The sequence below is a fragment of the Paenibacillus pedocola genome (genome assembly GCF_031599675.1).
In the GTDB taxonomy this organism is placed as follows: domain Bacteria; phylum Bacillota; class Bacilli; order Paenibacillales; family Paenibacillaceae; genus Paenibacillus_AQ; species Paenibacillus_AQ pedocola.
On record NZ_CP134223.1, the window covers coordinates 2291590 to 2315641 of the forward strand.

The 24052-nt window shown below is 53.1% G+C and carries 24 protein-coding genes and 1 riboswitch; of the genes, 18 read left to right on the forward strand and 6 right to left on the reverse strand.

From position 1 onward, the window contains the following. Positions 1-138 precede the first annotated feature (138 nt). Positions 139-1473 (forward strand): DRTGG domain-containing protein, encoded by a 1335-nt coding sequence (locus QU597_RS09715; protein WP_310832456.1) that lies wholly within the window; start codon positions 139-141, stop codon positions 1471-1473. Between the two features lie 123 nt (positions 1474-1596). On the opposite strand, the gene QU597_RS09720 is transcribed toward QU597_RS09715, so the two are convergent. The 3 genes from QU597_RS09720 to QU597_RS09730 form a co-directional block, all read right to left on the reverse strand. Then, positions 1597-1905, reverse strand: a complete 309-nt coding sequence (locus QU597_RS09720; protein ID WP_310832457.1) for a YtpI family protein — start codon at positions 1903-1905, stop codon at positions 1597-1599. A 120-nt stretch (positions 1906-2025) separates the two neighbouring features. Then, the gene (locus QU597_RS09725; protein WP_310832458.1) at positions 2026-2529 is read right to left on the reverse strand and encodes a sporulation membrane protein YtrI; all 504 of its coding nucleotides are present in this window, start codon (positions 2527-2529) and stop codon (positions 2026-2028) included. Between the two features lie 7 nt (positions 2530-2536). Continuing rightward, positions 2537-2860 carry a YtrH family sporulation protein gene (locus QU597_RS09730; RefSeq protein ID WP_054939859.1) on the reverse strand — a complete coding sequence of 108 codons (324 nt, stop codon included), beginning with the start codon at positions 2858-2860 and terminating at the stop codon, positions 2537-2539. A gap of 145 nt (positions 2861-3005) precedes the next feature. Between QU597_RS09730 and QU597_RS09735 the strand changes: the two genes are divergently transcribed. The 6 genes from QU597_RS09735 to pyk all read left to right on the forward strand — a co-directional run bounded on the left by QU597_RS09735 (position 3006) and on the right by pyk (position 11308). Beyond that, positions 3006-6668, forward strand: coding sequence for a DNA polymerase III subunit alpha (locus QU597_RS09735; protein ID WP_310833268.1), 3663 nt, complete (start codon positions 3006-3008; stop codon positions 6666-6668). Between the two features lie 74 nt (positions 6669-6742). Continuing rightward, entirely contained in the window at positions 6743-7243 is a 501-nt protein-coding gene (locus tag QU597_RS09740; protein ID WP_236333507.1) for a phosphatidylglycerophosphatase A family protein, read from the forward strand. 148 nt (positions 7244-7391) lie between these two features. Then, complete coding sequence (locus tag QU597_RS09745; RefSeq protein ID WP_054939860.1) at positions 7392-7580, forward strand: hypothetical protein; 189 nt, start codon at positions 7392-7394, stop codon at positions 7578-7580. Between the two features lie 76 nt (positions 7581-7656). Beyond that, positions 7657-8550: an acetyl-CoA carboxylase, carboxyltransferase subunit beta gene (gene accD / locus QU597_RS09750; protein WP_236333505.1), complete on the forward strand. Its 894-nt coding sequence runs from the start codon at positions 7657-7659 to the stop codon at positions 8548-8550. A 1-nt stretch (position 8551) separates the two neighbouring features. Next, positions 8552-9553: an acetyl-CoA carboxylase carboxyltransferase subunit alpha gene (locus QU597_RS09755; protein WP_310832459.1), complete on the forward strand. Its 1002-nt coding sequence runs from the start codon at positions 8552-8554 to the stop codon at positions 9551-9553. Between the two features lie 330 nt (positions 9554-9883). Further along, positions 9884-11308: a pyruvate kinase gene (gene pyk, locus QU597_RS09760; protein WP_236333501.1), complete on the forward strand. Its 1425-nt coding sequence runs from the start codon at positions 9884-9886 to the stop codon at positions 11306-11308. Between the two features lie 104 nt (positions 11309-11412). On the opposite strand, the gene QU597_RS09765 is transcribed toward pyk, so the two are convergent. Then, positions 11413-12156, reverse strand: coding sequence for a G1 family glutamic endopeptidase (locus QU597_RS09765; protein WP_310832460.1), 744 nt, complete (start codon positions 12154-12156; stop codon positions 11413-11415). A gap of 102 nt (positions 12157-12258) precedes the next feature. Between QU597_RS09765 and QU597_RS09770 the strand changes: the two genes are divergently transcribed. The 4 genes from QU597_RS09770 (at position 12259) to QU597_RS09785 (ending at position 15170) form a co-directional block, all read left to right on the forward strand. Continuing rightward, positions 12259-13440 (forward strand): MFS transporter, encoded by a 1182-nt coding sequence (locus QU597_RS09770; RefSeq protein ID WP_310832461.1) that lies wholly within the window; start codon positions 12259-12261, stop codon positions 13438-13440. A 44-nt stretch (positions 13441-13484) separates the two neighbouring features. Continuing rightward, the gene (locus tag QU597_RS09775; protein WP_310832462.1) at positions 13485-14018 is read left to right on the forward strand and encodes an acyl-CoA thioesterase; all 534 of its coding nucleotides are present in this window, start codon (positions 13485-13487) and stop codon (positions 14016-14018) included. Then, positions 14015-14413, forward strand: coding sequence for an FxsA family protein (locus tag QU597_RS09780; protein ID WP_054939866.1), 399 nt, complete (start codon positions 14015-14017; stop codon positions 14411-14413). The genes QU597_RS09775 and QU597_RS09780 overlap by 4 nt, the downstream gene beginning before the upstream one ends. A gap of 247 nt (positions 14414-14660) precedes the next feature. Beyond that, positions 14661-15170 carry a hypothetical protein gene (locus tag QU597_RS09785; protein WP_310832463.1) on the forward strand — a complete coding sequence of 170 codons (510 nt, stop codon included), beginning with the start codon at positions 14661-14663 and terminating at the stop codon, positions 15168-15170. 348 nt (positions 15171-15518) lie between these two features. Here QU597_RS09785 and ytvI read toward each other — a convergent pair whose 3' ends face one another. After that, positions 15519-16634 carry a sporulation integral membrane protein YtvI gene (gene ytvI, locus QU597_RS09790; RefSeq protein ID WP_310832464.1) on the reverse strand — a complete coding sequence of 372 codons (1116 nt, stop codon included), beginning with the start codon at positions 16632-16634 and terminating at the stop codon, positions 15519-15521. A gap of 391 nt (positions 16635-17025) precedes the next feature. On the opposite strand from ytvI, the gene citZ reads away from it, so the two are divergent. The 4 genes from citZ to QU597_RS09810 all read left to right on the forward strand — a co-directional run bounded on the left by citZ (position 17026) and on the right by QU597_RS09810 (position 21251). Then, positions 17026-18138, forward strand: coding sequence for a citrate synthase (gene citZ, locus QU597_RS09795; RefSeq protein WP_310832465.1), 1113 nt, complete (start codon positions 17026-17028; stop codon positions 18136-18138). Positions 18139-18363: 225 nt separating this feature from the next. After that, positions 18364-19659, forward strand: coding sequence for an NADP-dependent isocitrate dehydrogenase (gene icd, locus QU597_RS09800; RefSeq protein ID WP_054939868.1), 1296 nt, complete (start codon positions 18364-18366; stop codon positions 19657-19659). Between the two features lie 103 nt (positions 19660-19762). Beyond that, positions 19763-20704: a malate dehydrogenase gene (gene mdh / locus QU597_RS09805; RefSeq protein ID WP_206104130.1), complete on the forward strand. Its 942-nt coding sequence runs from the start codon at positions 19763-19765 to the stop codon at positions 20702-20704. Positions 20705-20825: 121 nt separating this feature from the next. After that, positions 20826-21251, forward strand: coding sequence for a hypothetical protein (locus QU597_RS09810; protein ID WP_206104131.1), 426 nt, complete (start codon positions 20826-20828; stop codon positions 21249-21251). Between the two features lie 67 nt (positions 21252-21318). On the opposite strand, the gene QU597_RS09815 is transcribed toward QU597_RS09810, so the two are convergent. Next, positions 21319-21744, reverse strand: coding sequence for an NUDIX hydrolase (locus QU597_RS09815; RefSeq protein WP_310832466.1), 426 nt, complete (start codon positions 21742-21744; stop codon positions 21319-21321). A gap of 233 nt (positions 21745-21977) precedes the next feature. On the opposite strand from QU597_RS09815, the gene QU597_RS09820 reads away from it, so the two are divergent. From QU597_RS09820 to thiS, 3 genes are all read left to right on the forward strand, one after another. Then, positions 21978-22847, forward strand: a complete 870-nt coding sequence (locus QU597_RS09820) for an SDR family oxidoreductase (protein ID WP_310832467.1) — start codon at positions 21978-21980, stop codon at positions 22845-22847. A 61-nt stretch (positions 22848-22908) separates the two neighbouring features. Further along, a riboswitch (TPP riboswitch) is annotated at positions 22909-23010 on the forward strand. Between the two features lie 136 nt (positions 23011-23146). After that, positions 23147-23758, forward strand: a complete 612-nt coding sequence (locus tag QU597_RS09825; protein ID WP_310832468.1) for a thiamine phosphate synthase — start codon at positions 23147-23149, stop codon at positions 23756-23758. Then, on the forward strand, positions 23755-23958 hold the full coding sequence (gene thiS, locus QU597_RS09830) for a sulfur carrier protein ThiS (RefSeq protein WP_310832469.1): 204 nt from the start codon (positions 23755-23757) through the stop codon (positions 23956-23958). The genes QU597_RS09825 and thiS overlap by 4 nt, the downstream gene beginning before the upstream one ends. Positions 23959-24052 lie beyond the last annotated feature (94 nt).

Genomic DNA, 24052 nt, shown 5'->3' on the forward strand with positions numbered 1-24052 from the left:
ATTGTTAATGCTTGAAATAGTCTTCATAGAATCTCAGAATCAACTCTGAATCACCTGCAACGGGCTGTTGTACTCTGCTGTTCCCAGCGTGTATAATGAGTACAGAGTAGTACAGATCGGGGTATGGGGGTGTAACAGTTGGAAGGACAAGGCGATAACATTACGAAGCATGAACAATTGCTGCAGCATATCGAAGGTCTCAAGGTTGGCACCAAAATCTCTGTCCGCAAGCTGGCGAAGGAAATGATCGTCAGTGAAGGGACCGCTTACCGCGCGGTGAAGGAGGCCGAGAATCTCGGCATCGTCATTACCAAGGAGCGGATCGGCACGGTCCGTGTGGAGAAGAAACCGCGGAATATCTCTGACCAGCTTACCTTCGGGGATGTGGTCGACATTGTCGAAGGGCATGTACTCGGCGGAGCGGACGGACTTAACAAGCATCTTCATAAATATATTATCGGCGCGATGAAGGTCGACGCCATGATCCGTTATATTGATGCCGACAGCCTGCTGATCGTGGGTAACCGCGATGATGTGCACTCGCTTGCCCTGGAGCAGGGAGCGGGGGTGCTTGTGACGGGCGGATTCGGCACCAGCCGCGAGGTTAAAGCGCTGGCGGACGAGCTGGACCTTCCGGTAATCTCCTCCAGACATGACACGTTTACAGTGGCTTCGATGATCAACCGGGCGATCTTCGACAGGCTGATTAAGAAAAAGATTATGCTCGTAGAAGACATTCTCGATGGCAAACCCCGCCTCAACACGCTGAAAATTTCCAATACCGTCGGTGAACTCCTGCAGCTGTCACAGTCCAGCGGAGAGCAGCGTTTTCCGGTAACGGATGAATGGAACCGGGTCATCGGGATTGTAGGCCGGCGTGACGTAGAGGAGCTGAGTGAGGGGCAGAGCATTGAAAAGGCAATGATCCGCAACCCGATTACGGCAGTCCTGCAGACCTCGCTGGCTTCTGCGGCGCAGATCATGATGTGGGAGGGGATCGACTTCCTGCCGATCGTGGACCGCAACCGTAAACTGGTAGGTTCGCTGACCCGGCGGGAGGTGCTGCAGAGCCTGCGCGATGTCAGCAATCAGCCGCAAATGGGGGAAACCTTTGACCATCTGATCTGGAACGGTTTTGCCGAGGAGCGGGATGAGGAAGGGCAGCTGTTTTTTCACGGCTTCATCACTCCTCAGATGGCGACGGATCTGGGAACCATTTCCGAAGGCGTGCTGTCGACGCTGATGACCCTTTCCGCCTTCAAGGCGGCCAAAGACATCACCGGGAACGACTATGTGCTGGACAACATGTCCACCTATTTCATCCGCCCGGTACAGATTGAGCATTCGATCATCGTCATGCCGAAGCTGCTGGAAATCAGCCGCCGTACCTGTAAGCTGGAAATCGAAATCAGCCACAATGATACGATGGTCGCCAAGGCAGTACTGATGCTGCAGTCGATTGATCACGGCTGACGTTACATGACACGGCGAATAGACTAGCCCGGCAGATGCCAGGGTTAGTCTATTTTTTACCATATTGCCTCTGGTAGGATCTTTTAGAGATAGAGAATGTTATCAAAGAATCGTTCTGAAGGATCAGGCTCTTCTCCCGCGCTGGCTCCGGGTGTAATATCCGTAACTGCGCAGCCCCGAGAAAATATTGAAGGCACCGATGACCAGAAAGAGTGCTTCTACAATAATGCTGATCGTGGAGCCGCGGAACAGGAACATGGACATCAGCGATAACGTGACCAGCATGGCACCCAGCAGAATATTCATGATGGAACGCCGGCGGCCCCTTTCCAGCGGGTCAGCCGCTCTGCGGGAAGAGAGGCTGTATACGGCGGCGCCGGTCATAAACAGCACGAGAAGGATAAACAGCAGATACTTGATTAGCATAATCATGGACAGGCAGCTCCCTTACCAAAGGATAAAAAACATTAGTGTTGCCCCATACTGGATATCGGTATACCTGTCCATTATTGTAGCATGATTGTTCCCTGTACGTCCGCAAGCTTTGGCTGCTCAAGTGCGCCTGTAAGGATGAATCTCAACCCAGATTTGCAGCACACCTTCCATCACCAGCATGGTGCGGATTTTAACGGCGTATTCCTTTTCGCGCACGATATATATTTTGCCGTCCAGCAGCAGCCGCGCCAGCTTGCCGTCTGTATCGATGTCGAACATGCTGCGGCCGCGCATCGGCTCAAGATCAGAGCTCATCTGGCTGATAATTTCCTTCAGGGATACCGGGTCCAGGGAGGCTGCGCCTTCCTCGCTTTTGCTGTTCTCGGTGCGGAGTTTAATCTCGCGGATAACCGTCGAGGTGTTGTTGTATTTCTTAAGGGTTTTAATATCTTTACGGTATTGCTCAATTTGCAGCCGCAGTTCCTGATTGGTAAGCCAGAGAACATTATACCCCGCATGGAAAATGGCATTGTATATGACGGCTCCCACCACCATGCCCAGCACAAACACGGCGGAAATTTGCGAAAAGCGGCGGTAGCGCTGAAACGGGGGGACTCTCATCTGCGCTTCACCCCTTGCCGCACACCCATTTGACCAGCTCGCTGCCCATATGAGCGCCCAGAAAGGCGAAGACCAGGTAGAGGATTTGTTTGATCGCAGGAGAAAGATTGCCCTCCACCATGTTGCTCTCAATGACCCGCATAGGGTCGATGGTGCCGCCGACAGCCGCAGCGAGCGCCCAGATTTTAATCCGGTCGGCGATATCCAGCATCGTCTGTGTTGGCGGCTGAAGGGATACGACCGCCCCGATTCCGCCCAGCATGGCGCCGCCCAGCACAATACCGCAGGCGATGAAGAAATCGAGGACGGCTTTGCTTAAGAAAACGTTCATAAAAGGCCCCTTTCCGGACAAGGTCCATTTGCCAGCTCGGCCTGTCCTTATGCGCTTAATCCATTCTATGGGCGGTTCCCCTTGTAATATGATAAAATAGTTTCATCTTATGTTTTGATTTTGGAACCGAAGGGAAGTGGGGATGATGAGCCCTTTCGTGCATTTGCATGTGCACAGCGAATACAGTTTACTGGACGGGGCGGCGCGCATTACGGATCTCGTGCGCCGGGCCGGCGAATACGGCATGAAGTCGCTGGCGCTGACGGATCATGGAGTGATGTATGGGGCAATCCCCTTTTATAAAGCCTGCGTAGCGAACGGCATTAAACCGATCATCGGCTGCGAAGCTTATCTGACTGCAGGCTCACGCCGTGAGCGCGGCAGCCGCAAAGATCAGCCGATTTACCATCTGATCCTGCTCGCGAAGAATGAAACCGGCTACAAAAACCTGATGCGGCTGGTTTCGATCGGCCATCTCGAGGGCCAGCACTATAAGCCGCGCATTGACATGGAAGCTTTGGCGGCTCACGCCGAGGGTATTATCTGCCTCAGTGCCTGTCTGGGCGGTGAGGTACCGCAGCATCTGCTGCACGGGCGTGATGATGAGGCATATAAAGCAGCGAAGCGGTATCAGGAGATTTTTGGCGAGGACTTCTATCTGGAGCTGCAGGATCACGGCATTCCTGAACAGAAGCGGGTCAATCCGAAGCTGATCGCCCTGGCGGAGGAATGCGATATTCAGCTGGTGGTTACGAATGACGTTCACTATCTGGCCAAGGAGGATGCCGAGGTTCAGGATGTGTTGATCTGCATCGGCACCGGCAAGACGGTGGATGATGAGCAGCGGCTGAAGATCGGAACAGACCAGCTGTTCCTCAAGAGCGGCGAGCAGATGGCGGCGCTGTTTCCGCATGTGCCACAGGCTATTCGTAACACGCTGGATATCGCAGAGAAATGCAATCTGGAGCTGACGTTCGGCCAGCATATTCTCCCGGAGTATTCTCCGCTGCCGGAAGGGCTGGATGCAGCCGCTTACCTGCGGGAGCTCTGCCGCACCGGGCTTGAAGCGCGGTATGCAGATACGCCGCTCTGGGCTTCGCCCGAGCGGAAGGCGGCAGCCGAGGACCGGCTGGCCTATGAGCTGGGTGTTATCGAGAGCATGGGCTTCAGCGATTACTTTCTGATCGTCTGGGACTTCATTGCGTATTGCCACCGCAAGGGCATTGCTACCGGTCCAGGCCGCGGTTCCTCTGCAGGCAGTCTCACTGCGTATACCCTGCGGATCACGGATGTGGACCCGCTGAAGTACAATCTGCTCTTTGAGCGTTTCCTTAATCCTGAACGGATAACGATGCCGGATATTGATATCGACTTCAGTGACGAGCGCCGCGATGAGGTGATTGCTTACGTTGTTGACAAATACGGCAAGGAGCATGTGGCACAGATCATCACCTTCGGGACGATGGCTGCACGGGCGGCTGTCCGCGATGTCGGCCGGGCGCTGAATCTGCCTTACAATGAGGTGGACAAGGCAGCGAAGCTGATCCCGGGACAGCTGGGAATAAGCATTGCCCGGGCACTGGAGAGCAGTCCTGATCTGAAGGCGCTGTACGAGACCCACCCGAAGACCAGGGGCCTGCTGGATATGGCGATGAAGGTTGAGGGTATGCCGCGTCATGCATCCACGCATGCCGCCGGAGTCGTCATTTCCAAAGGTCCCCTGACCGATGCCGTGCCGCTTCAGGCCGGGAATGAGAGCACGGCGCTGACCCAGTATTCCATGGAGCATCTGGAGAGTGTCGGCCTGCTCAAAATGGACTTTCTGGGGCTGCGCACCCTGTCCATTATCGAACGCTGTATGAACTGGATCAGGGAGATGGACGGCAGTATTCCCGATTTCCGCATTGTGCCCGATAATGACCCGCTGACCTACGAAATGCTCGGGGCCGGCGAGACTACCGGCGTCTTCCAGCTGGAGTCGGCCGGGGTACGGCGGGTTCTGAAGGACCTGAGGCCCTCGGGCTTCGAGGACATCGTATCCGTACTAGCACTTTATCGTCCGGGTCCGATGGAATTCATTCCGAAGTTTATCGCCGGCAAGCACGGTGAAATCGCTGTAGAATATCCGCATGCCGATCTGACGCCGATCCTGGCGGATACCTACGGGATCATCGTGTATCAGGAGCAGATCATGCAGATCGCTTCCCTGATGGCCGGCTTCTCGCTCGGTGAGTCGGATCTGTTGCGCCGGGCAGTGTCGAAGAAGAAACGCGAGACGCTGGACAAGGAGCGCAGCCACTTCGTACAGGGCAGCCTGCAGCAGGGCTACCAGGAGACGGATGCGAACGCCGTTTATGATATGATTGTCAGATTCGCCGATTACGGCTTCCCGCGGGCCCATGCCGCCGCCTATGGTGTGCTGGCCTTCCAGACGGCTTATCTGAAGGCACATTATCCAGTGCAGTTTATGGCTGCGATGCTGACGGCTGTAATGGGCACCCACCGCAAGGTGGCGGAATATGTGCTGGACTGCCGCCGCACAGGCATCGGTGTATTGCCGCCTGATGTCAACGAGAGCGGCGTGCTGTTCACCCCGGTTCCCGGTGAAGGGGGCGGGCACATCCGCTTTGGACTGGCAGCGGTGAAGAATGTCGGCACACTGGCGGTGGAGAACATTATGGCCGTCCGCAAGGAGCGGCCGTTCGACAGTCTGCTTGATTTCTGCCGGCGTGTCGATTTGCGCGTCTGCAACAAACGTGTGATTGAATCGCTGCTTCAAGCGGGTGCATTCGATTGTCTGCCTGGACATCGGGCGCAGCTGCTCGCAATGCTTGACGAGACAGTGGATGCTGCAGCCAAATGGCGCAAGGAGCGCGATGAGCTGCAGATTCAGCTGTTCGACGACCTGATTGAAACGCCGAACTGGGAGATCCGTTATCCGGATATCCCGAGATTCTCTGTGACCCAGCAGCTGGAGCTGGAGCGTGAGCTGCTCGGGCTGTACCTGTCCGGCCATCCGCTGGACGACAGCGCTGCACTGTTAGAGGAGCCGGGCATGCAGCGGCTGATGGATCTTGGCGAAGCTCCTGATGAGAGCCAGACGGTTACGGCCGGAATGGTCGTCTCCGTTAAGGAGATTACGACAAAAGCCGGCAAGGCGATGGCATTTGTCGAATGGGAGGACCAGATCGAGCGCTGCGAGGTCGTGCTGTTCCCTGAGGTGTGGAAACGCAGCCGCAGCCTGATTGAGAAGGGTGCGCTGCTGGCCCTGCGCGCCAAGGTGCAGCAGGAGGATGAGGGCTTCAAGCTGCTGGCCGAAGAGGTCGCGCCGCTCGGCGCGGACGCGCTCCGCGGCCTGCTGCAGCGCCGCAGCGCAGCTGCCGCCCGGCCGGCCGGCGGCGGCCGGGGCGCCCCTGCAGGAGCGCAGCGCAGCGCTCCTGCTTCCCGGAGCGGCGCCGGAGGTACCGGCGCCGCGCAAGGCAGTGCAGGCGGCACAGCTGCGCCTGCAGCCCCGCCGGCCGCGCCTGCGGATGCGGCCCGGCCAGCGGCCCCGCGCCCGGCGGCTGCCGCGGGGGAGAACGGCCCGCGTGTCTTTATCAAGATCACGCCGGCCTCGGAGAACCCCGCGCTGCTCTCACGCCTGCAGGCACTGCTGCAGACCCATCCCGGGCCTGCAGCCACCCTGCTGTTCTATGAGCGGGAGCAGCGGCTGCTGGCATTAAGCGACAGTTACCGCATTGAACCGGCGCCGGAGCTGATTGCGGCGGTTGAAGAGATGCTGGGAGCCGGTACAGTGAGAATAAAATAAGCACATTTCCGCCCTTTTCCGCATACATTAGGAAACCACTGGGAACTGTCCCGTGCGGAAAGGGGAATGGCATCATGTCCTATCAAATGGCAACAGAGCTGCTGGAGCGCAGGGGAGTTACGTTAACAGCCATCGCTGAGATCGTATATATTCTGCAGTCGGCGTATTATCCGGACTTAACGCAGGAAGAGTGTATGTCCAGCGTCAAGTCGGTTCTTGGCAAAAGAGAGGTGCAGTATACGCTCATGACGGGCGTTGCCCTCGATGAACTGGCGGAACAAGGGCTTCTTCCCCAGCCGTTGCAGGCGGTGATGGAAGCGGATGAATCGCTTTACGGGGCGGACGAGACTCTGGCACTCGGCATCACGGGAGTCTATGGCATGATCGGACTGACAGGCTTTGGTTATCTGGACAAAATAAAGCTCGGCATTATCGGCACGCTGAACGATGATCCGGGGAAAATCCACGTCTTTCTGGATGATCTGGTGGCCGGAATTGCCGCCGCTGCTTCAGCCAGAATAGCCCATCGTCATGAAGGGGCGAAGGTGTATCCCCATGTCACCGGTACGCCATAATTGATCCGCTGTTAGCTGACGAATGCGGCCTCCTGGTCTGGCTTCCTCTGCTTTACTCCTGTTGCGGGAAAAAAGAAAACTGTGTTATCATGATTCCATTATACGCGGGATACGGCTGGGAATTGAGATTAGGGAGGCTTTGCAGGGCATGTGGACGGTAATCTATATAGCGCCAACCGCCAAAGTGGCAGATATGATTCAGAGTAAGCTTACAGAAGAAGGTTTCATGGTCAAGTGCCGTCCGATTAATATGTCCAAGCAGCAATTTGAAATTCTGGTTCCTTCAGGCGAGCTTGAGGAAGTTCAGGAAGCCCTTAATCTGATTTTACATCCCTAATTTAAAGATCTATAGTGCAGTAATAACAGCGGCAAGCTGCTGAATGCGCAAATAAACGGCTGAAGAGGTGCGACCCTTGTTCAAAGATTTATTTCAGAAAAAACGGAAGTACGCGACTATTCCTTCAGAACGTCTGGAGCGGAGCGGCGGACCGGCGGAAGGCGAACGCCCGAAGCGGGAGATTCCCGAAGGGCTCATGAGCAAGTGCAGTAAATGCGGTACGATCCAGTACAGTAAGGAACTGGAGAAGAATTTTAAGGTATGCCCGTCCTGCGGTTATCATATGCGGCTGAACGCGATGGAGCGGATCGCCATGACACTTGATCCCGAAGGGTTTATTGAGTTTGACAGCGAGATGGCCTCCGTTGACCCGCTGCAGTTTCCGGGCTATGCCTCGAAGCTGGAACAGCAGCAGTCCAAAACCGGACAAGTTGAAGCTGTGATCACCGGCCAGGGAACGATCGGCGGCCACCCGGTTATTGTAGCTGTAATGAATTTTGAATTCTTCAGCGGCAGTATGGGTTCAGTTGTCGGCGAGAAGATCACCCGCGCCGTGGAAGAAGCTACGGAGAAGAAGCTTCCGATGCTGATTTTCTCCACTTCGGGCGGTGCCCGGATGCAGGAGAGTATTCTCAGTCTGATGCAGATGGCTAAGACCAGTGCAGCCCTGGCCCGGTTTGGCGAGGCCGGAGGATTATATATTTCGATCATTACCGACCCTACGACAGGTGGCGTGTCCGCGAGCTTTGCGAGCCTTGGCGACATTATTATTGCCGAGCCCGGAGCGGTATTTGGATTCGCCGGAAGAATCGTAATTGAGCAGACGATCCGGCAGAAGCTGCCGGATGATTTCCAGACAGCTGAATTTAATCTTCAGCACGGACAGCTTGATCTGGTTGTGCACCGTAAGGAAATGCGGTCTACGCTGACCAAGCTTTTGGAATTGCATGATGTGAAAGGGGGATTTTAGGTTGGCGGGAGAGTTGCCTTTTGAAATGCCTCTGGTAGAAATGCGCAAGAAGATCGCTGAGCTGAAGCAGTTTGGCGAAGAGAAGGGCATCGATTTCACGGACGAAGTTGCCCGGCTTGAAGAACGTTACCGTGTACTCGCGGAAGAAATATATTCTAACATCTCGGCTCCCCAGAAAATGCATCTCGCCCGGCATCACGGGCGTCCGACGTCGCTTGATCTGATCGGGCTGATCTTTACGGATTTCATGGAGCTTCACGGCGACCGCTTGTTCGGAGACGACCTTGCGGTAGTCGGCGGGATTGCCAGGCTGAACGGCATGCCGGTTACCGTCATCGGCCAGCAGCGGGGCAAGGATACGAAGGAGAACATTCTGCGCTTCTTTGGCAGTGCGCATCCCGAGGGCTTCCGCAAAGCGATGCGACTGATGAAGCAGGCGGAGAAGTTCCGCCGTCCCATCATCACTTTTATTGACACCAAGGGGGCTTACCCCGGAAATACGGCAGAGGAACGCGGACAGTCTGAGGCAATTGCGCGCAGTCTCTACGAGATGTCCCAGCTTGCTGTGCCTGTTGTCTGCGTCGTCATTGGTGAAGGCGGCAGCGGCGGAGCTTTGGCGCTGGCGGTGGGCAACCGTGTGCTGATGCTGGAACATGCCATCTATTCAGCGATCTCCCCGAACGGTGCAGCCTCTATCCTGTGGAAGGATGCAGGTAAGGCAGAGCAGGCGGCCGAAGCGATGAAGATTACGGCAGCCGATCTTTTGGCGATGGAGGTCATTGAAGAAATTGTCCCTGAGCCAAGAGGCGGAGCACACCATGATTACGAAGCAACCGGGGCAGCAATCAAGGATGCTGTATGGCGCCATTTGCAGGAACTGTCCGGTCTGGACCCCGCAGAGCTCAAAGAGGACCGCTACCGTAAATTCCGCAAAATTGGCGAGTTTGCCGAAGGCGCGCAGGAGTCAGCGATTCTTGAAGAAGAAGTGCAGAACGTGGAGTAGCAGGACAGCTTTATTTGCACTTTCACACATATGTAAAATCCTTCCGGTCATGAGTTTGGAAAGACTGGAGTATACATTTATTTCCACAGCAATCATTCCGTGAACCTTGCGGGATGATTTTTATTTTCCGGACAAGCTTCGTAAATTCGACTTATATTTACACGGAAAAGACGCTAGAACATTGATTTTGTTTCCAGTTTGCAGTAATATTCATTAGGGCGCGGTAAAAGGTACATGTGACAAAGTTCCTATACAAACAGCAAGCCTTATAGTAGATTTTGTAGTTGGAAAAAGTGAGACAGAGAGAACGAAAAAACGGAGGAAAACCTAATGCGGAAAAGTAAAATTGTATGTACGATCGGACCTGCTAGTGAATCGTTGGAGAATATCAAAAAATTGATTTTGGCTGGTATGAATGTAGCCCGTCTGAACTTCTCCCACGGCGACTTTGAAGAGCACGGCAACCGGATTAAAACCATTCGTCAGGCATCTAAAGAACTGGGTAAAACCGTTGCTATCCTGCTCGACACCAAAGGACCGGAGATTCGCACCGGCAAGCTGGAAGTAGAACCGATTGAACTGGTTCAGGACGAGTACCTGACATTGACTACGGAAGAAATCCTTGGTGATCAGAACCGTATCTCGATTACTTACAGCGATCTTCCTAACGATGTTCAAGTAGGATCGACTATCCTGATCGACGACGGTCTTATCGGACTTACAGTAGTTGACATTCAAGGCACAGAAATCAAGACCCGTATTGTTAACGGCGGTACGATCAAGAGCAAAAAAGGTGTTAACGTACCTGGAGTTTCTATCTCCCTGCCGGGCATTACAGAAAAAGATACCAACGATATCGTTTTTGGGATCGGACAGGACATCGATTTTATCGCAGCTTCCTTCGTTCGCAAAGCCAGCGACGTTCAGGAAATCCGTGCACTGCTTGAGAAGCACAACGCTTCCCATATCCAAATCATCTCCAAGATCGAAAACCAAGAAGGTGTCGATAATCTTGATGAAATTTTGGCGGTTTCCGACGGCCTTATGGTTGCCCGTGGTGACCTCGGCGTAGAAATTCCTGCTGAAGATGTGCCTCTGGCTCAGAAGCTGATGATTCAAAAATGTAACATTGCCGGCAAGCCGGTAATCACAGCTACCCAAATGCTGGATTCCATGCAGCGCAACCCGCGTCCTACCCGCGCTGAAGCGAGTGACGTAGCGAACGCTATCTTCGACGGTACTGATGCAATCATGCTGTCCGGTGAAACTGCTGCCGGGAAATATCCGGTAGAATCCGTGCTCACAATGTCCCGCATTGCTGAGAAAGCGGAATCCGCGCTGAACCACCGTGAAATCTTCATGAAGCAACAGATCGCCCAAGAAACAACGGTTACTGAAGCTATCAGCCAATCCGTAGCGATCTCCGCTTTGGACCTGAATGCTAAAGCTATCATTTCTTCGACAGTAACTGGCCACACTGCACGCGTGGTTTCTAAATACCGTCCTAAATCCCAAATCATTGCCGTAACCACTCAAGAAAGAACTATGCGTCAATTGGCACTGGTATGGGGCGTAACTCCAGTATTCGGTAACGAAGCTACTTCGACCGACGAACTGCTGGAAACTGCACTCAAAGGCGGTAAAGCTTCCGGCCTGGTAAAAGCAGGCGATCTCGTTGTGATCACTGCCGGTATTCCACTGGGACGTTCCGGTTCCACTAACCTCGTGAAAGTGGACACGATTCCTGCCGACTAAGATACGCGTCTATACGCTGATCTATTGAATGTTATATAAAAAGCAATGGTGTAATCCGCCATTGCTTTTTTGCTTGATATCAGGGCTTCAAATGTTTATATTGGCTAAGAGCGAACAGAAATGGGGCTTTTCAAGTAAGCTTGAGATAGTCCTTTACGATATATACGTTTCACTGTAAAAGCATCGCCCCTGGCGTTGGGGCTTGAAGGCACGGCAACCGTAATTTTGTTTTGGATCATGATCCCCCCGTTACTGGCAGTGAGCTTAGGGCTTTTTCCGTTGACCCGGCAGCAGCTGAAGCGTGTCGGCGTCAAATGGGCTAAGGGAGCCACGGTGTTACCGATCTGCGGAGCTTCCATAATCCATTCGGCGGAGCTCTGCGGACCGTTATAGCGCTGGAGGGTACGAAAGGTCCATTGCTTGCTCAAATTACACAGTATGATACACCATTTACCGATGCTGACTTTCATGATTGTGGCCCGGATCCGGTCACCCGGTGAGACCGGGAGCTGGATAACCGTCTCTGCTGCAGGCAGGATCTCCCACCAGGCGTAATAGTGGACCGTTCCGTTCACGGATTCATGTCCGGTGCCGGTCTGAATCAGGCTGCTGTTCTTGAAGCCGTCGATCCCGATCCATGCCGAAGAATAAGTGGGTTTAGATGTGGGTTTTACGAAGGGTACGATCCACTCGGCGGAAATCCGCCGGAAGGCGCCTTTTTTGCCTCTGATCGCATATCCGCTCCAGTTGCTTGACGTCCAGCCGAAACCGGTGATCCGGGTTCTGCTCTGGTTGGTTTTATCCGTAAAACAGGGCTGACTGCGCTTTAATCTATGAACTGTGCTCACTTGTCCACCGCCTTAAATTAGGTTCTGCTCTATCTAATGCGGTGAAGTCTCGTAAAGGTTGGGTTATCTGTTAAAAAGGATTGGAGAGGACTTATAGTATCTATGGATAAATTACTGAAGCTGCGCGGCTTCTATCTCTTTTTAGGCCTGGCCGGAGGCTCTTTCGGCTCCTATCTGACACTGCTCCTGAAGTATAACGGTATGGATGTCAGCCAGATCGGCATGATGATGGCCACTGGTACATTAATCGCCATCTGCATTCAACCGGTGTGGGGTCTAATCGCTGACAGATACAATCAGGCACGCCTTGTACTGATCCTTAGTGTGGCTGTGCCGGCGGTGCTGGCTGTTTTTTACCGCTTCGAATATTTCATGGTATTGCTGCTGATTTACACAGTGTCCACCATCTTCTCGTCTACACAGGCCCCTATCGCCGATTCTTACGCCATTGCAGCCGCGAACAAGGCCGGGTCCTCTTACGGCAGCATCCGGCTGATGATGAGCATAGGAGCGGCTGTAGGGGCCTATGCGGGCGGGCAATATATTGAGAATTTCTCGGTATCCACAATCTGGCTGCCTTTTCTGGTCCTGAATTCGGCTGCGGTAATCATTGCCCTGACACTGCCGAAGCAGGCAGAGGAGAATCACATGATGAGCCAGTCATTCTCCCAGGGTATCAAGAAGCTGATTGGCAACCGCGTCTTTCTGGCCTTTCTGGGCGGATGTTTTCTGGTTAACCAGACGATGGCGGCGTTTGGCACCTACTTTGTGGTAGCTTTTCAATCGGTCGGCGGCTCTGCGAGCCATGCCGGTATTGCCTTGTTTATTGCTTCCTTTACCAATGTGCCATCCATGCTGTATGCCTCGAAGGTTATCCGTAAGCTTGGACGTGAACGCACACTGCTGCTTGGTGCGCTTATCTATGTACTGCGCTGGGGAATTCAAGTGGCCTTCCCTTATCCTTCGGTAATGATCGGAGTACAAGTGCTGCACGGCCTGTCCTTTGGCCTCTTTTATATCGCTGCCGTGGAGTATGTATCCCAGATCACTTCACCGGAAATGCAGGCAACGGGCCAAAGCGTCTTTAATATCGTCTTCTCCGGATTTGCCGGTATTCTGGGCAATCTGCTGAATGGCTTTCTGCTGAGCGAAGGAGGCGTGGAGCTGATGAATCTGTCCTGCATGCTTAGTGCCGCAGTTGGAGCAGTTCTGCTGCTCTACGTAGCCAGAAGCTCCCGCAGCAAAGTTCCGCGGCCGGTGCCTTCGAACGGGCTGGGACTCTAGCAGCTCCACAACAGGACTGACATTACAGAAAGGGGCATTTTTACATGGAATCACGTAATCGGGTTCATGCCAGCCGCTGGTATCGTACCGCTTTCCGCGTAAGATATCAGGAGACGGATCAGATGGGGGTGGTATATCATGCCAACTATCTGAGCTGGTTTGAGAGCGGGCGTACCGAGATGTTCCGCGGGCTTGGCTTTGCCTACCGTTCACTGGAGGATTTGGGTGTGCTTCTTCCGGTGACTGCCGCAGATTTGCAATTCAAAAGCCCGGCGCGCTATGATGATCTTATTGCTGTGTATGCCCGGCTTAGTGTCTTTTCGGCATTGAGAGTGGTATATGAATACGAAATCCGCCGGTTAACGGAGCAGGAAGACGTTGGCCCCGGGAATTATTCCGGGTCAGGTATGAAGTCAGAGCCGCTGGATCAGCCGTTGCCTGGCGAGCTGCTGGTTAGCGGATCAACCTCTCATGTCTGGTTAAACAAGGAATGGAAGCCGGTTAGGCTGGACCGGGCGCTGCCCGAGCTGTACCGCGCCATAACCGGGGCGCTGAGGGAAGAAGGAGGGGCAGTATGATTAGAAGTAAATGGCTGTGGGCTGCTATGTTTATTATCCCGGCCGTGGAATTATTCGGGTTCATCTTTGTTGCAGAACATCTCGGAGCACCCAAAGCGCTGCTGCTCATGCTGGTTACTTCGGTTATCGGTTTTCTCATGATGCGTTTTGAAGGCAAGAAGGTGCTGCAGGACAGCAGAGTGCAAATGCAGGAGGGCAAGGTGCCGGGACGGACCATGCTGGACGGCTTATGTATTTTTTTCGGCGGCCTGCTGCTGATTCTGCCGGGCTTCGTAACGGATATAATCGGATTTTCACTGGTGTTTCCGCTGACCCGGCCACTGTACCGGGTTTTTCTGCTGAAATGGATCGAGAAGAAAATGAAAAACGGCACCTTCACTTTTTACCGGAGGTAATAGTGAGGAAGCCGTGTGCTTCATAGCTTTAGGGCTCGTTCAAGCGCCCCTGCTGACTTTGTGCAGCAGGGGCGCTTTTTATTGCTTTTAGCCACTAGTCAAGGTAAACCCGCGTACCAATAAGCGCCTAAGCGCCTGACTGCCTGATCGCTTTATTGCTGCCAAGAAACTATTCTTCCTTTGCGGTGATATCCTTCTTATCTGGGAAGGGATGCAGCAAAAGAATAGCAGAAAGTTGTAAGAGTAAGTGCGCAGAACGGCCAGAACAAAGGGAAAAATTCCATTAATTAAGCCGCAAGTGCGTGGAACGGCCAGAACAATGGGAAAAATCCCATTAATTAAGCTGCAAGTACGCAGAACGGCCAGAACAATGGGAAAAATCCCATTAATTAAGCCGCAAGCGGGCGGAACGACCAGAACAATGGGAAAAATCCCATTGATTAAGCCGCAAGCGGGCGGAACGGCCAGAACAATGGGAAAAATCCCATTAATTAAGCCGCATGCGGGCGGAACGGCCAGAACAATGGGAAAAATCCCATTAATTAAGCCGCATGCGGGCGGAACAGCCAAAACAACGGGAAAAATCCCATTAATTCCGCCACAAGCGGGCAGAACAGCCAGAACAATGGGAAAAATCCCATTAATTAAGCCGCAAGCGGGCGGAACGGCCAGAACAATGGGAAAAATCCCATTAATTCTGCCACGCGCTTGCCGCAGGTGGGTTCCCTGCCGGTTCCCTGCCGGTTCCCTGCACTGATAACAAACTGAAATACATCCCCTGCTCTGTGAGGAGATAGATGGTAGAGGAATCATGTATTGATTCGAACAAGCGGGAGGGAGAACAGCGTCCCCTCTCCCGGATTCCTCCATATGATCAAGCCTGGGCGTACAGTCCTGTGAGCTATAGCCCCTCTATCCGGTTGGGCGTTCCTGCTATCCTGTTTCCTCTCCGGCCATGAGAGCACTGGATTTTCTCCAAAAGTACAGCAAGCCGTGCTTATGTGAAAGGCGTTGCATAGGGAAGAGAATAGATTGCCGGATTATGTGGGCTATCGCTGCACCTGATGACAAGCGGTGAAGAGTGCGGAAGGCAGCTTTTTTAAGACTAATGCAATTTGCCGCTTACGATGTAGCTGTGAAGTGCCCGGAAGACACCTGCGCGGTTGAAGGCATCGAGGACGACCAGGAGGACAGGCCCGAGCAGGAGGCCGAGCATGCCGAATAGCTGAAGGCCGGCAAACATGCCGATCAGCATCGTCAACGGGTCCAGTCCGATGCTGCTGGCCAGCACCTTCGGCTCAAGCACCTGGCGGGTGATGAGAATTACCGCGTAAAGCACCAGCAGACCGATGGCAAGTCCCAGATCACCTGTCATATAGGAATACAGCGCCCAAGGAAACAAAACCACGCCGACGCCTACATATGGGACCATATCGACCAGCCCGATGGTCAGCCCGATGACAAAAGCGGAATTCACCCCCAGCAGCAGCAGGCCGGTGATGACGATGACAGCTGTGACCGAAATCAGCACTACCTGGGCCCGCAGGTAGCCAACCAATGCTTTACGCAGATCACCCCAGATCTCGGAGACGGGCCGCACGAGAGGGGGCGGCAGTAAAGCGGTAAGTCTGGCATTATGGCGTTCCCAGCCGGTACTTAGAAAGAAAGCGGCCAGCACAATTACCATCAGAATGGTACCGAGGCTCGGCAGCGCAGAGATCAGCTTCAGGATCATATTGAAAAATCCGGTAATGAGCTCCGTCACGGCATTGCCGACAGTTTCCGTTGTCCGGTTGATATTGCTGTCGATCGTATCGTGATACCCCGGGTTTTCGTGGTAAAACTGGTTGATTTGGTTAATGATATTCTGAATACTGGCGTTGCGGCTGATAGACAGCAGCAGATCCCGCCACTCTCCGGTATGAAGGTCAAAGGTCTGCAGCAGCACAATGAGCTCCTTCACGAGGCGGGTTATCAGCGCCGTCAGCACAAGAGCTGTCCCGCCGATGTAGAAGAGCAGAGAGAGCGATACAGCGAGCCACCCCGGCAATTTGAAGCCCTTCAGGATCAGTACCAGCGGATGGATGAGATAAGCCAGCAGCCAGGCGAGCAGCAGCGGGTAAATGAGCGGCAGGAGTACATACAACGCGAGGAGCAGCCCCGCCCCGGCAAGCACGACCCACAGGCCGCGCAGCACTCTTTTGAACAGCAGCGAATCCATCGGCCACACCTCCCGTCAGGCTGTTTTTGTAAGGGAAAACTGCTCGTCTTATGTATATTCAATAATCGGGTTTACAGACTACTTAAAGACCGGAATTTAGAAGAAGAAAGCCCCCTATATACACTGAAAGCGTAATCATGAAACAGGTGGATCAGAAGTTTTTTTCTATCCCTCCGATAAAATCATTTGATGCCGAACAAAGCTTCCACGTTGTTCACATAACCGTCAAAATCCGGTATGATTATTACAGCTTCTGTTTCGAAAGTTAGTTGCAATCCTTAAAAGATGTATAAATACCTTTTTTTATGACGTTGTTATCCGTTGAATTGTAAATGTTTTCATGATGTTAGCAATGGCTTGTACACCCTCGTTGGCAAAGGAGAGATATACTATGACAGCTACTAAAGGCCTGGAAGGCATCGTTGCTACGACCTCCTCCATCAGTTCCATTGTGGATGGCGTGCTTACTTACCGCGGATATGATATCGATGATCTTGCGGTGAATGCCACCTTTGAAGAGACCGCTTATTTGCTGTGGTTCGGCAGCCTGCCGACTACGCCGGAGCTGCAGGCTCTGCAGCGTGATCTCAGCGCCTTCGCTGAGGTCCCTGAGCAGGTAATTGCCCAGATGAAGCTTTATCCAAAGACAGCGAACACGATGGCCGCGCTGCGTTCTGCCGTATCTAGCCTTGCGCTATACGATGAAGCCGCCGATGATATGAGCCGTCAAGCCAATGAAATAAAGGCAGTGAAGCTGCAGGCTAAGATTCCTACGCTTGTCGCTGCGCTTGCACGTATCCGTAAAGGCCTGGAGCCGGTAGCCCCAAGAGAAGGTGTATCGATCGCTGAGAATTTCCTGTATATGCTGTGGGGCAAACAGCCCGATATCATTTCAGTTAAAGCGCTGGATGCGGCTCTGGTGCTGCATGCTGACCATGAGCTTAACGCGTCCACTTTTGCCAGCCGGGTAACCGTAGCTACACTGTCCGATATTTATTCCGGTGTAACCTCGGCCATCGGCGCGCTCAAAGGACCGCTGCATGGCGGTGCGAATGAAGCCGTAATGAAGATGCTGGAGGAGATCGGCAGCCTGGAGGCGGTAGAGCCTTATATCCGCGCCAAGCTGGAACGCCGCGAGAAGATTATGGGTTTCGGGCACCGAGTTTATAAGAACGGCGATCCGCGCGCCAAACATCTGATGAAGATGTCGCAGGAGCTTGGAACGATGAAGAATGATACCACGCTCTACGACATGTCCGTCAAGATTGAGGAGCTGATTACCGGACAGAAGGGGCTGAAGCCGAACGTAGACTTCTATTCCGCTTCAGTCTATACACAGCTGGGCATTGAGCGTGAGCTGTTTACACCGATTTTTGCGATCAGCCGGACTTCGGGCTGGACAGCGCATATTCTGGAGCAGTACGAGGACAACCGTATCATCCGCCCGCGTGCTGAATACACAGGAATGCTTGAACAGAAATACGTTCCGGTAGACGAGAGATAATTAAGAGGACTTGCAGGCTCCATCGCCCCTTAGTAGAATTATAGGTACGCAGCGCGTATCGGCGGACCCGGCAGACGTTTCCCAGGGAGCTTTTTTGAACAGTGAGTTAACCCGGGAAGCGCCTGCTGCACTAAACTAGCTTAAGCTAATGCTTCCGGGGCAGCTTTTGTAGATGTAATGTCAAGGTAGCGTAGCCCACAAAACTTTTAGGAGGAATCCCCACAAATGTTGAAATTGGAGAAGTACGATCTGCCGACAGAAGGCGAACAAATCACGATTGAAAATGGCAAACTGGTGGTTCCGGCTCATCCGATCATTCCGTTTATCGAAGGCGACGGCACAGGCCGCGACATCTGGAAAGCCTCCAAGCGTGTACTTGATGCTGCTGTAGACAAAGCTTACGGCGGGGAGAAAAAAATAGCCTGGTACGAAGTGTTTGCCGGCGAGAAAGCCTTCAATACATATGGTGAATGGCTGCCGAACGATACCCTGGAAGCAATCCGCGAGTACATCGTAGCGATCAAAGGACCGCTGACGACGCCAATCGGCGGTGGTATCCGCTCACTCAACGTGGCGCTGCGCCAGGAGCTGGATCTCTACGTATGCTTGCGTCCGGTGCGTTATTTTGACGGAGTTCCTTCACCGGTGAAACATCCGGAGCTGGTGGACATGGTTATTTTCCGGGAGAATACAGAGGACATTTATGCCGGTATCGAGTATAAAGAAGGCTCTGAAGAAGTGAAGAAAGTGATCGAGTTCCTGCAGAAGGAAATGGGCGTGAACAAAATCCGCTTCCCGGAAACATCCGGAATCGGTATTAAGCCGGTATCCTCTGAAGGCTCGAAGCGCCTTGTCCGTGCTGCGGTAGAATATGCAATCAAGCATGGCCGCAAGAGCGTGACGCTGGTGCATAAGGGTAATATCATGAAATTCACCGAAGGTGCATTTAAGAACTGGGGATATGAAGTGGCTGAGCAGGAGTTCGGCGATAAAGTATTTACCTGGAATCAATATGATGTCATCAAGGAACGTGACGGAGAAGCAGCTGCAAATGCGGCCCAGAAGGAAGCAGAAGCTGCCGGCAAAATCATTGTTAAAGACGCCATTGCGGACATTGCGCTGCAGCAGGTGCTGACCCGCCCGACTGACTTCGACGTGATCGCTACGCTGAACCTTAACGGGGACTACCTGTCTGACGCGCTGGCTGCACAAATTGGCGGCATCGGCATCGCACCGGGAGCAAATATTAACTATTTGACAGGCCATGCGATCTTCGAAGCTACTCACGGAACGGCCCCTAAATATGCGGACAAGGATGTTGTTAATCCTGGTTCAGTAATTCTTTCCGGTGTTATGCTGCTTGAGCATCTCGGCTGGCAGGAAGCGGCGGATCTGATCTATAAAGGCATGAGCACTGCGATCAACAACAAGACCGTAACTTACGACTTTGCCCGCCAGATGGAAGGCGCGACAGAGCTTAAGTGCTCGGCATTCGCCGACGAAATTATCAATCACCTGTAAGGTAATCACAGCGGATCGGGCTGAAGGAGCGTATGCTCCGGAGGCCCGTTTTGTGCGAAGATAAGCATTAATAAAATTTTAATGAAAATTAGGAGGTCCACCTGTGGCCATCAAACGTTATAAAATTACAGTCGTGGGCGCCGGTTTTACCGGAGCTACTACGGCGCTTATGCTTGCACAAAAGGAACTGGGAAATGTAGTACTGCTTGATATTCCGCAGCTGGAGAATCCGACCAAGGGGAAGGCGCTCGACATGCTGGAAGCCGCTCCTGTGCAGAAGTTCGACAGCCAGATTACCGGCACTTCAGATTATGAGGATGCAGCGGATTCTGATATCGTTATTATCACAGCAGGGATTGCCCGCAAGCCGGGGATGAGCCGCGATGATTTAGTGAATACCAATGCCGGTATTGTCAAATCCGTTTGCGAGAACATTAAGCGTGTGGCTCCGGAGTCTATCGTCATCATCCTGAGCAACCCGGTGGATGCAATGACTTATGCCGCTTATCATGCGCTGGGGTTCCCCAAAAACCGCGTAATCGGTCAGTCAGGTGTGCTGGATACGGCGCGTTACTGCACGTTTATCGCCCAGGAGCTGAACGTTTCGGTTGAAGATGTGCGTGGCTTCGTGCTTGGCGGACACGGGGACGATATGGTTCCGCTTGTACGCTACTCGAGTGTAGGCGGCATTCCGATCGACAAGCTGATTCCAGCGCAGCGCATTGAAGAGATTGTACAGCGCACCCGCGTTGGCGGTGGAGAAATTGTCAGCCTGCTGGGCAACGGCAGCGCGTATTACGCGCCGGCAGCCTCCCTGGTGCAGATGACTGAAGCGATTCTCAAAGATAAGAAACGGATCATCCCTGTCATTGCCCTGCTGGAAGGGGAATACGGCTATGACGGGCTGTTCATGGGTGTTCCAACCCTGCTAGGAGCGGACGGCATTGAGAAGATCTATGAATTGGAGCTTACCGCTGAAGAACAGGCGGCCTTGGATAAGTCGGCAGATTCAGTACGTGCAGTAACTTCTGCAGTTACACTCTAGGAAAATACGATAGCAGCCCCCATTTTTTAAAGAGAAATGGGGGTTTTCTTTTCTTGTGGGATGCAGTCGGGTATAATTGGAATGTAACATAAATCACAGCGAAAAATGGAGGAGGTAAAGGATGGACCGTTTTTTATTTTTCCTACATATGATCGGGACGCTGGCACTCGGGTTTTATCTGGTGCTCCCTTTTATTCTGAGCGGTGCACAGAAGCTTTCCGCTCCGGCTAAAGAGGGCACGCTCAGTGCAGTTAGCGGCTTCAACCGCTTCGCCCAGTATGGCCTGGTCATTCAGCTGTTAACTGGCGGTTATATGATGTCACAAGGGGATTATACTGTGGCATGGATGGCAGTAGTTGTAGTGCTGCTCCTGGCCATGTTCGCGCTGGGCGGGATCATGAACAAGCCGCTCCGCCTGGCTGCAGCAGGAATCCGTGAGAACCGTGATGTAACTGCCCATACAGGTAAGCTGCGGACGATGAGCCTGCTGCTTATGGTTGTATTGATTCTTATGATTTTCTTCATGGTGTACAGACACATTATTTAAGACCGGAGAATGAGGAATTGCCCTGGCGGCCGCGGCTGCCGGGGCAATTTGTGTTGTCGGGTATATTTTACTCAAGTTCCTCCAGCTCCAGGACATGATACTTCACAAATTCGGCAAAAATCTGCGGCGGCAGCAGGCGGTGGAGCAGATCCTTCGTACACCATCTGTAGTCGGTATGCTCCTCTGACAGCCGGATTACCTGTTCCGCGCTGCGGCATAAATAGGTGATAATTATAACCTGTCTCGCTGGATCAGTTAAGAAGGATGCCGCATACAGCAGATTATCCACATTGACCGTTAAACCAGTCTCCTCCTTAATTTCTCTTACCAGAGCGGCCTCCAGGCCTTCTCCGAACTCTATTTTTCCGCCGGCACACTCCCAGGTGCCCCCGCCTACAGCATCCGCAGACGCACGCTGGACCAGCAGGATTTTCCCTTCGTTGATGATGACACCTTTGACAGCGACGATAATATTGCGGTTATTTTTAGTCATGCAGCGTACCTCCCTTATTAACACCGATCTCATTGAGTCTATTCTTAAGTATATAAAGCTTCCTTGTTAAAAACGACTGTATTTTCGTTTGACCGCCGCTTAACTGTGGTAAGTAACATATCGTAAAGTCATTTTGTATTAAAGACTAGCACAGTGCATAACCTCCCCATCCTGAGCCATCCTAAGATGATGAAATTTACCATCCATGTGTAAAAGCGAAAGGAGAATGGATCATGCCAGATAACAAACAGCCACAAAAAACCCTGCCTCCACAGGAGCAGGACCAACAGCCGGGAATCGAAAGTCAAATGAACCCGCTGCCTGAATTTGAGACATCCGCCTATAAAGCAGCAGGCAAGCTGCTGGGCAAAGCTGCACTTATAACTGGTGGAGACAGCGGAATCGGACGTGCGGTTGCCGTGCATTTTGCCAAGGAGGGTGCGGATGTCGTTATTTCCTATCTGAACGAACACAGCGACGCCGAGGAAACCAAAAGACAGGTGGAACAGGAAGGACGAAAGTGTATCCTGATTGCCGGCGATATCGGCGTAGAAGCCTTCTGCCAGGATCTGATCAACAAGACAGTGGAAGGTCTCGGCAAGCTGGATATCCTGATCAACAATGCCGCCGAGCAGCACCCTCAGGAGAAAATAGAGGACATCACTGCTGAACAGCTGGAGCGGACCTTCCGCACGAATATATTCTCGATGTTCTATCTGACCAAAGCGGCTATGCCGCATCTTAAAAAAGGGTCCACGATCATTAACACGACATCAATTACGGCGTACAGGGGCAACCCGCAGCTGCTGGATTATTCATCCACCAAGGGAGCTATTCTCAGCTTCACCCGCTCACTGTCAATGAATCTGGCGGATAAAGGCATCAGAGTCAATGCTGTGGCTCCGGGCCCGATCTGGACACCGCTGATTCCATCCACCTTTGACGCGAAGAAGGTCAGTGAGTTCGGCGGCACACAGCCGATGAAGCGTCCGGGACAGCCGGAGGAGCTGGCACCAGCCTATGTATATCTGGCTTCCAGTGATTCTTCCTATGTAAGCGGCCAGGTTATTCATGTGAACGGCGGCGAGATTATTAACGGCTGACAGGCTAGCTTTTTGTAGGAATATTATGTTAATATAGACCACGTTAGCAAACAGCATATGAAATTGTCACTAGGGGTGCCGCGAGGCTGAGACGAACTTACGGTTCGGACCCTTTGAACCTGATCTGGTTTATACCAGCGTAGGAAAGTGGAGAATGAATTGACTGCAGCGCAGCGGGTCTAGAAGCCCAGCCCGTATTTCTGTATACATTTATGACTGCCTCCTATTGCGGGGGGCAGTTTTTTGCGTTTGGTGTTATTAAGGGCGAAGGAAGGTGAATAAAGCTGGCTGAAATTCATTTGATTTCGGACGGGAAGCTGGAGGCGGCTCACTTTGTTGCAATCACGGCGGTTGTGCATCCGCTGCTGGACTTTATTCATCTGCGGGAAAAGCAGCGGTCCGCCCGGGAGCTGCTGGACATGACCGGAAAGCTCCTACTGGCGGGGGTACCATCATCCAAGCTGGTCATCAATGACCGGGTGGATGTTGCGCTGGCGGCCTGTGCGGCTGGAGTTCAGCTGGCCTGGCACAGCCTGCCGCTATCTGCCGCACACGCCGCTGCTCCCGCACTGCGGCTGGGAAAGTCAGTGCATTCGGTGCAGGAGGCGGAGGAAGCAGGCAGGCAAGGGGCTGACTTCTGCCTGTTCGGGCATGTATTTCCTTCGGTCTGCAAGCCGGGTCAGCAGGAGCGGGGGCTTGCACAGCTGGCGGATGCTGCGCGGGTGTGCAGTATTCCGCTGATTGCGATCGGCGGGATTACACCGGCCAATACCGGACTAGTCATCCGGCAGGGGGCGGCTGGCATTGCAGTAATGTCCGGCATTTGCAGTGCGAAAGACCCGCTGGCTGCCGCACATGCCTACAGGACAGCTGTTATACAGGCTGAAGGTAAAGGAGGTGAGGGGGCATGAAGCTGATTATTAACGGCAAACCCGGAGAATTTGCGGACGACTGCCGGACTGTGGCTGATCTGCTGAGCCTGCCGCAATGGAACAAACGGCTGGTCATTGTAGAGCTGAACGGTGACATTGTTGGCAAAGACAATTACATAAATACTGCGCTTGGGGAAGGCGACCGGATTGAGCTGGTACATTTCGTCGGCGGGGGCTGAGGACATATTCTCATTTCTTCCGGCAGCAATTGTCCGGTATTCGGTCCTTCATTCAGCAAGTTGTTTTTATTTGATATTTTTCAAACCAGGAGGC